Below are 10564 nucleotides of genomic sequence, written 5' to 3'. Positions count from 1 at the left end.
TTCATCGACTGGTGCATGCTCCGCTGCACGGAGATGAAGCTGCGGGAGCCGGTGAACTACCTCCGGGGGGAGTGGATCCGGCCCGAGGACCTGTCGCTGTACGAGGAGATGGGATACGACCTCTTCAAGGTGACGGAGCGCGACCTGCCGACCGCGGTGATGGTGGACCGCGTCCGCGCATACGCCGCGAGGCGGTACGACGGCAACCTCCTCGACCTGGTCCAGCCGTACGCGCTCAAGGGAGTGGACGGGAGCGACCGATATTACAAGAAGGGGATCGGCTGGTATCTCCGGTTCCTGCTCCGCCCCCTCCTGGTGAATCCCGCCCGGATGCTCGTCCTCAAGAAGGTCGTCGACCTGCGGCGGATGACCCGGCCGGTGGAGGGGACGCCGCCGGTCTACATCGACAACCGGGCGCTGGACGGCTTCATGGAGCGGTTCCGGGAAGCGGGTTGCCGCGACCAGGATTGCGACGCCTGCCGCTGGTGCCACACTTTCGCGGAGAAGGCGGTCCGGGTGGACGAGGCGATGCGCGCCGAGGCGCTCGCGGCGTACGAAGAGCTGTTCCGGTCGCTCGACGGCGGGGATATGTGGCGGTACTTCTCCGGTGCCGGGGCCGGGCGGTAGTCGGGAGTTGGGACCCAGGTTTTCCCTGAAGGCGCGGGAACACCTCGGCACCGCCGGGGAAAAGCGCCGCTTCAACGCGCTCCACTTCGAGGAGGCGGCGAGGCGCTACGATATCGCGACGAAGGCGATGTCGCTCGGCTGCGATCCCTTCTGGAAACGGCGCCTCGTCGACTCCCTGCCGGATCTTCCCTCCCCGGTGTGCGTGGACCTCGCCTGCGGCACGGGCGACCTTTCCTTCCTGCTGGCCGGGCGCTACCCCCGGGGGTCCGTGGCGGGGGTGGATCTCGTCCCGGCGATGCTGTCCCTCGCCCGCGGGCGCAACCGTCATCCCAACGTCCGATTCGTGCGGGGGGACATGTGCGCTCTCCCGTTCCCCGACGGCTGCGCCGACATCGTCACCGGCGGCTACGCGCTGCGCAACGCGCCCGACCTCAAGGTCGCCCTCGCGGAGATCCGGAGAGTCCTGAAGGACGGCGCGGTCGCGGCGTTCCTCGATTTCTGCAGGCCGGAAGCGGAGTTGCCCCGGCGGATCCAGTACCGGGTCCTCCGGTCGTGGTGCGGGCTCTGGGGGAGGATCCTGCACGGCACCTTCGAGGTTCACGGCTACGTCGCGGACAGCCTGGAGCGCTTCCCCGGCCGCCGCCGGTTCCGCGAAATCCTTGAAGAAGAAGGATTCCTGTTGGCCGGATCTCACCGGTTCTTCCCGGGGACCACCGAGCTTCTGGTGCTGCGGCGGGCGGAAAGGAGACCGCCCCCGGCGGTGGGAGTATAATGGGAATGGAGCCAACCGGGGAGGTGCGACCATGGAACTGAACCTGACCGGCGCCGAGAAAGAGGTCCTCCGGGAGACGATCGAAAAGGCCATCAACGACCTGTTGATGGAGATCGCCCACACGGATAACCGGAAGCTGCGCGAGATGCTGCGGGATCGCGAGGAAATTCTGAAGGCGATTCAAGGGAAGCTTCCGGCCGCGGAGCAGGCAGCGTAAGAGGCCTCCCGGCCGATCGAAAGACGGGTAGTCCGACGACGGCCGATCGGCGGCCGCCGGAAAAAAGACGCCCTGTCTTTTTTCCGCAAAAATACCCCCTAAGTTTTTTTCCCCCGCATCCGAAAAGATCCGAAGGAGAGCCGATGGACCTGATACTCATCGTCCATAAGGATGCCGCCGTGCGGGAGGAGCTGTCGTCCGCCCTCTCGGATGCGGGGTGCGGGACGCTGGCGGTCGGCACGGCGGAAGAGGCGCTGGGCCTGATGGGCGACGCATCGTTCCCGGCCGCGTTGATCGGGCTCGAGCTTCCGGGCATGAGCGGATTCGACCTCCTGAAGGAAGCGAGGCGGCTCCATCCCGAGATGGAGTCGATCGTCCTCCCGGAGAGCCCGACGCTGGACGTCGCCGTTTCCTGCATCCAGGCCGGGGCGTGCGATTACCTCCCCGGCCCGTACGCGGACCGGAGAAAGGTGATCGCGGCGGCGGAGCGGGCCCTGGAGCGGGGGCGCATCTCCCGGGAGCGGAGGGTGGAGCTCCAGAACCTCGCGCAGCGGAACGAGGTGCTGTTGGCCACGAACCATTTCCTTGCGGAGCAGGTCAAGCGGGACGGGCTCACCGGCCTGTACAACCACGCATATTTCCAGGAGGTCCTCGCGCGGGAGACGGCGCGCGCGGGGCGGTACAACCGGACCTTCTCCCTGCTGTTCGCGGACCTCGACCACTTCAAGCGCTACAACGACCTCCAGGGGCACCAGGCGGGCGACAAGGCGCTCGTCCTCGCCGCCGACATCTTCCGCCGGAGCGTCCGGAAGTCCGATTACGTCGCCCGGTACGGCGGGGAGGAATTCGTGATCATGCTGCCCGAGACCGGAAAGGACAAGGCGCAGATCGTCGCCGAGAGGATCCGCGGGGCGATCGCGAACCACCCGTTCCCGGGCCGGGAGGGGCAGCCGGGCGGCGCGCTCACCATCAGCATCGGCATCTCCTCCTTCCCGGAGGACGGGATGCTTCCGGTCGAGCTGATCCGCGGGGCGGACGCGGCTCTCTACACGGCGAAGCGCGGGGGCGGGAACGCCTTCCGCATGGCGGGCTAAGTCCTCTTACTTCCAACAATGGGGTTTCCCGGCGCCGCGGTTTCGCGGTAATCTTTCCGTGCGGTACCCACCGCGGGGAGGATGCATGGGAGGCGTGCGGGCCGACGGGCGAAAGCCGGGGGATATCCGTCCCATCGAGGCGACGCCGCGCGTCCAGAAATCGGCCGAAGGTTCGGTCCTTTTCTCGATGGGCGACACGCGCGTGCTGTGCGCGGCCACGGTGGAGGACCGGGTCCCGCCGTTCCTGCGCGGGACGGGGAAGGGCTGGGTCACGGCCGAGTACTCCATGCTTCCGCGCGCTACGAACACCCGGGTCGCCCGCGAGGCGCGCACAGGAAAGGTGCAGGGGCGGACCCACGAGATCCAGCGGCTGGTGGGGCGGTCGCTCCGCGCGGTGGTCGATTTCGAGGCGCTCGGCGAGCGGACGATCACGATCGACTGCGACGTCCTGCAGGCCGACGGCGGAACGCGGACGGCGTCCATCAACGGGGGGTGGCTCGCCCTGTGGCAGGCGTGCAGGAAGCTGGTGGAGTCGGGGCAGGTGCCGCGCAACCCGCTGATCGACCGGGTGGCTGCGGTCAGCGTGGGGATCGTCGGCGGGCGGGTGCTCGCCGACCTCGACTACTCCGAGGATTCCGCGGCGGAAGTGGACATGAACGTCGTGATGACGGGGGACGGGCGGCTGATCGAGGTGCAGGGGACCGCGGAGCGGGAGCCGTTCTCCCGCGCGCAGCTTGACGCCATGCTCGCCGCGGCCCTTTCCGCCGGAAGGAAGATCCTGAAGGCGCAGCGGGCGTGGACGGAAGGGGGGCGGTGATGAAGCTCGTGGTCGCCACGAAGAACCGCGGGAAGGTGATGGAGATCCGCACGCTCCTGGGACTGGCGGTCCAGAAGAACGTCGAGGTGGTCACCCTGGTGGACATGCCGCCCGTCGAGGATTGCCGGGAGACGGGGAAGACGTTCGAGGAGAATGCGAGGCTCAAGGCGCTCCATTACGCCCAGGCGCTGAAGGCGCTGTGCGTCGCGGACGACTCGGGGCTCGTCGTGGAGGCGCTGGGGGGGATGCCCGGCGTGTTCTCCGCCCGCTACGCCGGACAGGGCGCCTCGGACGAGCAGAACAATGCGCACCTGCTCGATGCGCTGTCGAAGCACCCGCGTCCGTGGAAGGCGTCGTTCGTCTGCGTGGCGACGGCGGCGCTGCCCGGGCGCGTGGTCGCGCGGGCGACCGGCTCCATCGAGGGGGAGATCCTTCCGACGCAACGCGGATCGGGCGGGTTCGGCTACGATCCGCTGTTCCTCGTCTCCTCCCTCGGGAAGACGATGGCGGAGCTGCCGGCCGACGAGAAGAACCGGATCAGCCACCGCGGCGCGGCGATGCGGGCGCTGATCGCGGAGATGAAAAATTCCGGGCTGCTCCTCGGGTAGCCCGCCGAAGCGAGGTATCGAATGGGAAGTCCGTACGAAGAGGCCATGGAGGCTTATCGGCGCGGCGACTACAAGGCCGCCCTCGATCTGGTCAAGCCGCCGGCCGCGCAGGGGTCGGCCGAGGCGCAGTATCTGCTCGGCCGGATGTACGAGAAAGGGCAGGGAGCGGCGAAAAACGTCCGCGAGGCGGCGAGGTGGTACGAAGAGGCGGCGGACCAGGGGCACGCGGCCGCCCAGCACTGCCTCGGCGTCATGAACTACAACGCGGTGGGCATGCAGCAGGACCTCTTCTCGGCGGCGAAATGGTACCGGAAGGCCGCGGAGCAGGGGAACGCGGACTCCATGAACAACCTCGGCCTCATGTACTACAGCGGCATCGTCTTCGACCAGGACCACGCCGAGGCGCTGAAGTATTACCGGATGGCGGCGGAGCGGGGGCATGCGGAGGGGCAGAACAACCTGGGGATGATGTACAAGCACGGGCAGGAGGTGCCGCAGGACGACGGCGAGGCGGTGAAGTGGTTCCGGAAGGCGGCGGACCAGGGGCTCGCTCACGCGGAGCTCAACCTCGGCAACATGTATTACCATGGCCTGGGCGTTCCGCAGGACTATGCCGAGGCGATGAAGTGGTTCCGGAAGGCGGCGGACCAGGGCTTCCCGTACGCGCAGGCGATCCTCGGCCTGATGTATTCGCAGGGGCAGGGCGCGGCGCGGGACGATGTCCAGGCGTACCTGTGGTTCGAGCTGGCTGCCTCGCGGCTCCCCCCGAAGGGACAGCTCACGCGAGAGAAGGCGGAAGCGAACCGGGACCGCGTCGCCGCCGGGATGACGCCGGAACAGATCGCCGAGGCGCAGAAGCTGGCGAAGGAGTGGGCGCCGACAAAGAAATCTACGGAGGATTGACCGTTAACAAGTCGGGACGTGGCGCAGCCTGGTAGCGCATCTGCTTTGGGAGCAGAGGGTCGCCAGTTCGAATCTGGCCGTCCCGACCAGATTTCCAGCCTATAGATGTTTGCGGTGTCATCAACCAATTTGGGAATTATGTGCGAACATTCGGCGCGTGCGGGTAACAACATTACGACCGAGAAAGAAATTCAGGTTGTTCTTGATGGCATTGTGAAACGGATCACGGAACGGTTTCGGCCGGAGAAGATCATTTTATTCGGCTCGTACGCCCGTGGCACGCAGACGACGGACAGCGACGCTGACTTGCTGATCGTCATGAACGTGCCGGGGTCCAAGCGAAAGGCGAACGTAGAGATCGATCTGCTCCTGGTGGGAATACCCATTCCGACGGACATCATTGTCGTAACGCCCGAGGAAGTGGAGAGGCATCGGGATTGCCTGGGAACCGTCATTCGGGAAGCGATTCGGGAAGGCAAGGTCCTGTATGAACGCGCGGCCTGAAATCGCCCGTAAGGTCAGAAACAAGGTTCGGGCAATCCTTCCCGGGGGAGTCAAACAGAGAGGAACGTGAAGCCTTGGGGATCCGGCACAAGGCATCCGGAAAATAATCCCTTAACTTTTCCGTAAGTTCCATCGATATACCAGATGGGGTTCCGTTGACGCCGTCAGTGCATCCTTATAAGGAGATCGTATATTGCCGTCGAACGTGATGAATGCGCTGATCCTGGTGATCCTGATCGGGGCCCTGCTCATCCTCGGGATCCTCTTCGCCGCGGTCTGGCGGCGCGCCGCGGCCGCCGGCAGATACCGCAGGCTGGACCGGTACCGGGACCGGTTCCGCGAAGAGATCAAGGGGAGGATCGACGCGCGCGCCTCCCTGCAGGATTTCGCCGGGTTGGTGTTCCGCCACGGCTCGACGAAGTGGCAGGCCGTGGAGGACGTCCTGATCGACCTGGCCGAGGACGGCCGATACGAGGCCGTGGCGTACAAACTGTACGACCTGCTGGGATACAGGTTGTATTACGAGGGCAGGCTGGGCGGCAACGCAATCGCCCGCTCCGGCGCCGCAGACCGGCTGGGGAGGATGCACTGCTCGGGATCGACCGGGAAACTGGTCCGGCTCCTGGCCGGGAAGGAGCCCGAGGTCGTCGCGGTGGCCGTGCGCTCCCTTTCGAGGATCGGGACCCCGGAGGCGCTGGAGGCCGTCCTCGAAAGGCTGCCGGAGCTGCTCTCCCGGTCGCTCGTGACGAAGAAGTCGATCGAGACGTCGCTGCGCAATTTCGGGGCGGGCGCCGTACCGGAGTTGATCCGCCACGGGCGGGCGTACTCCGATCCGGTTTCCCGAGCATCCGTCCTGGAGGTCCTGGAACGCCTGGCCCCACGGGACGCCGTGCCGTTTGCCCTCGAGAACCTGGAAAGCGCGGACCCGGAGGTGCGGGCGAAGGCGTTGAAGGTCGCCGGGGCCGGCGACGGCATCCTGACCGGCGCGGAGAAGGACCGGATCCTCCTTCTGCTGGACGATCCGGTCTGGTTCGTCCGGCTGCAGGCGGCGAAGGCGCTCGGGAGGCTCCGGCACCGGAATGCGGAGCCGCTTCTCGCGAAGCGGCTGCGGGACGGGAAATGGCTGGTGCGGAACGCCGCGGCGGCGAGCCTGATCCAGTCGTGCGGAAACCCGGCCGACATCTTCCTCGACGTCCTCAAGGGGGAGGACCGGTACGCCAGGGACAGCGTCTGCGAGGAGGTCGAAAGGACGGGCTTCCTGTTCCGCCTGATCGAAGACATGGGGCGGCCGGAAGGCGAAATCCGCCGGAAGTCCGGGGAAATCCTGAAGCTCATGGATTCCCTGGGATACGGATCGCCGATCCGGAAGTATCTGGAGGAAGGGCCGGACGAACGGATCCGGAAGGAGCTGTCGCTGCTGCTGGCGGAGGAGGGGAAGACATGAGGCCGCTCGCAGTCGCGCTGGTCCTTTGGGTCAACTACTTCATCGGGTTCTACTTCGTCTACGTCAACCTGGTCTACACGGCGCTGCTGCTGACCGCGCTCTTCGTCATCCTGAGGTACATCCGAAGGATCCGATACTCGCCGTTCCGGGACTTCATCTCGTCGCCGGAGACGCCGCCGGTGTCCATCCTGGTCCCGGCGTGCAACGAGGAGAAGATCATCGTCCGCACCGTCCGGTCGGTGCTTTCCGTGAACTACCCGTTTTTCGAGGCGATCGTCATCAACGACGGATCCACGGACGCCACGCTCGAGACGCTCGTCCGGACCTTCCGGCTGAAGAAAGTGGACCGGGCCTACCGCAGCATCCTGAAGACGACCCCCGTCCGGGGGTTCTACCACAACCCCGAGTACCCGAACCTCCTGGTGGTGGACAAGGAGAACAGCGGGAAGGCCGATTCCCTAAACTGCGGGATCAACATCTCGCGGAGCCCCTACTTCTGCACGGTGGACGCCGACTCCGTCCTGGAGCCCAACGCCCTCATCCGGCTGATGACGCCGGTCGTGGAAAGCACCGTCCCGGTCATCGCGTGCGGCGGGGTCATCCGCGCCCTCAACGGCCTGGAGCTTGGAGAAGACGGGATCCGGCGCATCGACCTTCCGGAAGACAGCCTGGCGATGTTCCAGATCGTGGAATACCTGCGCGCCTTCCTGTTCGGGCGGGTGGGGCTGGACGCGATGAACGGCATCCTCATCCTGTCGGGCGCGTTCTCCCTGTTCCGCAAGGAATCCATTGTCGAGATCGGCGGGTACCGCGTCAAGAACGTCACCGAGGACATGGAGCTGATCGTCCGGCTCCATCGCCACCACATCGAAAGGAAGACCCCGTACCGGATCAAGTTCATCTCGGACCCGGTCTGCTGGACCGAGGTGCCGGAGAACCTGCGGATGCTCGGAAGACAGCGGAGGCGGTGGCACCTGGGGCTGATGCAGAGCGTCGTCCAGCACCGGCACGCCCTGTTCAACCCGCGCTACGGGAAGTTCGGGATGGTCGTCCTCCCGTATTACCTGACCGTCGAGCTGCTGAGCCCGGTGGTGGAGATCCTCGGCTACGCGGTCGTCCTCGTCTCCTTCCTGCTGGGGATGCTGAGCTACGATTTCCTGCTCCTGTTCATCACGCTGGCGATCTTATACGGCGTCTTCCTCTCCACCGCCAGCGTCTACCTGGAGGAGATCACTTATCGACGCTACCCGGCCTGGGGCCACCTGTTCCGCCTCCTGACGTACGGCGTGCTCGAGAACTTCGGGTACCGCCAGATCAACTCGTTCTGGAGGGTACAGGCGTTCTTCCAGTTCCTCCTCGGGATGAGGAAGTGGGAGTATGTCGAAAAGAGGGGGAGCCATGTCGCCGCGAGGTGACCGGACGCGATGAATCCCGTCGAGCGGGGGACCCTGGCGATCGAGCGGGGCGACCACCAGGAAGCCGTCAACATCTTCCGGCGCGAGATCGGGCGGGGACGGAGTCCGGCCGCGTACATTGGCTTCGGGAAGGCGCACTTCCTCCTCGAAGATTACCCCACGGCCCGGTGGGCGTTCCACAAGGCGCTGGAGCTGGAGCCGGGGAACGAGGAGGCCGTCCGGCAGCTATCCCTGGTCGAGCCGAAGCTCGCCGGCCTCGGGGCCGCCGGGGCGTCCAAGAGCCGTCCCGCGTGGCGATACCGCGCCGTGAAGGATTTCCTGGAGGTGCACCGGGGGGAGTGGACCCGGCTTTTCCTCAAGGGGATCAACCTGGGACTCGGGATCCCCGGGCATTTCCCCGGCGAGTACGCGATCCGGAAAGGCACCTACCTGAAGTGGTTCCGGCAGATCTCCGGGCTGGGCGTCAACGCGATCCGCGTCTACGCGCTGCACGCCCCCCTCTTCTACGAAGCGCTCGACGAATGGAACCGCGCCGGGAAGACGCTGTACCTGGTACAGGGAATCTGGGCGGAGCCGCCGGCCGACGACGATTATTCCGGGGAGGCGTACCGCTCCTACGTCCTCGGGAATCTCCGGGACGCGGTCGACGCGGTCCACGGCAGCGCCGTCCTTCCTCCCAGGCCCGGCCAGCCGGACGGAAAGTACACGGCGGACGCCTCCTGGTTCACCATCGGCTACCTCTACGGCAGGGAGTGGGAGCCGTGCTCCGTCAAGAGGTACAACGAGTCGAAGGGGAGGAGGCGGGCCGGGTATCGCGGGAAATTCCTCATGATCGGGGACGGCAGCCCGTTCGAGGTCGAGCTGACCCGGGTTGCGGACCTCCTGCAGGAATACGAGCAGGAGCGGTACGGATCGACCCGCCCCTGCTCCGTCGTCAACTGGCCCACCCTGGACCCGCTGGTCCACCCGTCCGAGTCCGCGACCGAGGACGAGGTGGCGATCCAGGGACAGACGCTCCGGTCCGCCGTGTGCAACGAGAACGAGGACATGGAGACGCTGGACGTCTCGAAAATCGTGACGGTGGCGGGGCCCGGCTTCTTCGCGACCTACCACGCGTACCCGTACTACCCCGATTTCATCGACAACGACGATCCGGAAGAGAAAGAGCCGTACCTGACTTACCTGAAGAAGCTGAAAAGCCACCACGGCGGGCAGCCCGTCCTGGTGGCGGAGTTCGGCGTCCCGAGCAGCCGGGAGTCGGCGCACCGTCAGCGGAACGGCTGGACGCACGGCAGGCACGGGGAGGAGGAGCAGGGAACGATCGACGTGCTCCAGATGAACGCGGTGCGCGGCGCGGGGATGGCGGGCGGCGTCCTCTTCAGCTGGCTCGACGAGTGGTTCAAGAAGAACTGGATCTTCCAGCCGTACCTGCTTCCCGCCGAACGGAAGCCGCTCTGGTTCAACCTGCAGGACCCGGAGGAGAACTACGGTCTCCTCGCGGCGTATCCCGGCTACCCGGGAAAGGTCGTGACCCTTTCCGGAAACCGGTCCGAGTGGGAGGACGCGACCGTGTTGTACGGGAGGGCGGGCGCCCCGCGGAAAGCGGAAGGCGGCGGCCCCGCGGGGATCCGCGGTCTGCGGGCCCGGCACGACGAAGGATTCCTGTACCTCCTCATCGAGACGGAGGGCCCCGTCGATTTCCGAAGGGAGAACTATCTCGTCGGAATGAACAGCTCCCTGCCGGAGTCGGGGGAGCGCCTGCTTCCCTTCGATACCCGGATCCTGAGCCCGATCGGGCTGCATTTCCTCCTGCACCTCTGCGGGGAACGAAGCAGCCGGCTGCTCGCGGCGCAATCGTACGACCGCTTCCTGAACGCGCCTTCCGGGAAGATCGTCCCGGAGCGCTCCGAACAGGGTGCGTGGGTGCAGATGCAGATCCGGACGAACGCCCGCCGCATCAGCAAGGACGGGAAGCGATACTTCCCCGCCCACGTGTATTCCACGAGCCCCCTGCGGCACGGAAGCCTCGACGGCAGCCGCGGCGATTTCCATTCGCTCTCCGATTTCTTCGTGGCGGGCGACCGGATCGAGGTCCGCATCCCCTGGTGCATGCTGAATTTCACGGATCCGAGCTCCCGGACCGTCCTCTGGATGGACGGCCGG

At 66.2% G+C, this 10564-nt stretch carries 11 protein-coding genes and 1 tRNA gene; all 12 read left to right on the top strand.

Features of this window, described 5'->3' with window-relative positions; all coding sequences use genetic code 11:
* On the top strand, positions 1-627 hold a 627-nt coding region (locus tag AB1346_00535; protein ID MEW6718918.1), incomplete at its 5' end, for a peptidase U32.
* Between the two features lie 7 nt (positions 628-634).
* The gene (locus tag AB1346_00530; protein MEW6718917.1) at positions 635-1399 is read left to right on the top strand and encodes a class I SAM-dependent methyltransferase; all 765 of its coding nucleotides are present in this window, start codon (positions 635-637) and stop codon (positions 1397-1399) included.
* 31 nt (positions 1400-1430) lie between these two features.
* A complete protein-coding gene (locus tag AB1346_00525; protein ID MEW6718916.1) occupies positions 1431-1616 on the top strand; it encodes a hypothetical protein in 186 nt (61 codons plus the stop codon).
* Positions 1617-1759: 143 nt separating this feature from the next.
* On the top strand, positions 1760-2710 hold the full coding sequence (locus AB1346_00520; GenBank protein MEW6718915.1) for a diguanylate cyclase: 951 nt from the start codon (positions 1760-1762) through the stop codon (positions 2708-2710).
* A gap of 94 nt (positions 2711-2804) precedes the next feature.
* Positions 2805-3527 carry a ribonuclease PH gene (gene rph, locus AB1346_00515; protein MEW6718914.1) on the top strand — a complete coding sequence of 241 codons (723 nt, stop codon included), beginning with the start codon at positions 2805-2807 and terminating at the stop codon, positions 3525-3527.
* Positions 3527-4135 (top strand): RdgB/HAM1 family non-canonical purine NTP pyrophosphatase, encoded by a 609-nt coding sequence (rdgB, locus tag AB1346_00510; GenBank protein MEW6718913.1) that lies wholly within the window; start codon positions 3527-3529, stop codon positions 4133-4135. The genes rph and rdgB overlap by 1 nt, the downstream gene beginning before the upstream one ends.
* 21 nt (positions 4136-4156) lie before the next feature.
* Positions 4157-5038: an SEL1-like repeat protein gene (locus tag AB1346_00505; GenBank protein MEW6718912.1), complete on the top strand. Its 882-nt coding sequence runs from the start codon at positions 4157-4159 to the stop codon at positions 5036-5038.
* A 12-nt stretch (positions 5039-5050) separates the two neighbouring features.
* Positions 5051-5127 (top strand) — tRNA-Pro (locus tag AB1346_00500).
* 25 nt (positions 5128-5152) lie between these two features.
* Entirely contained in the window at positions 5153-5542 is a 390-nt protein-coding gene (locus AB1346_00495; GenBank protein MEW6718911.1) for a nucleotidyltransferase domain-containing protein, read from the top strand.
* A 193-nt stretch (positions 5543-5735) separates the two neighbouring features.
* A complete protein-coding gene (locus AB1346_00490; protein MEW6718910.1) occupies positions 5736-6986 on the top strand; it encodes a HEAT repeat domain-containing protein in 1251 nt (416 codons plus the stop codon).
* On the top strand, positions 6983-8401 hold the full coding sequence (locus tag AB1346_00485; protein MEW6718909.1) for a glycosyltransferase: 1419 nt from the start codon (positions 6983-6985) through the stop codon (positions 8399-8401). Before AB1346_00490 ends, AB1346_00485 begins: the two co-directional genes overlap by 4 nt.
* Positions 8402-8410: 9 nt before the next feature.
* Positions 8411-10564: hypothetical protein (locus AB1346_00480; GenBank protein ID MEW6718908.1), on the top strand; the 2154-nt coding region annotated here is incomplete at its 3' end.

The sequence above is a fragment of the Thermodesulfobacteriota bacterium genome, assembly GCA_040758155.1.
In the GTDB taxonomy this organism is placed as follows: Bacteria; Desulfobacterota; Deferrimicrobia; order Deferrimicrobiales; family Deferrimicrobiaceae; genus UBA2219.
The sequence above is the reverse complement of the archived record's forward strand: the minus strand, read 5'-3'. Positions and strand labels throughout refer to the sequence as shown.

Coding starts and splice junctions, on each gene's coding strand:
- AB1346_00525 (MEW6718916.1), top strand. CDS start 1,431: ATGGAACTGAACCTGACCGGCGCCGAGAAAGAGGTCCTCCGGGAGACG.
- AB1346_00520 (MEW6718915.1), top strand. CDS start 1,760: ATGGACCTGATACTCATCGTCCATAAGGATGCCGCCGTGCGGGAGGAG.
- rdgB (MEW6718913.1), top strand. CDS start 3,527: ATGAAGCTCGTGGTCGCCACGAAGAACCGCGGGAAGGTGATGGAGATC.
- AB1346_00505 (MEW6718912.1), top strand. CDS start 4,157: ATGGGAAGTCCGTACGAAGAGGCCATGGAGGCTTATCGGCGCGGCGAC.
- AB1346_00485 (MEW6718909.1), top strand. CDS start 6,983: ATGAGGCCGCTCGCAGTCGCGCTGGTCCTTTGGGTCAACTACTTCATC.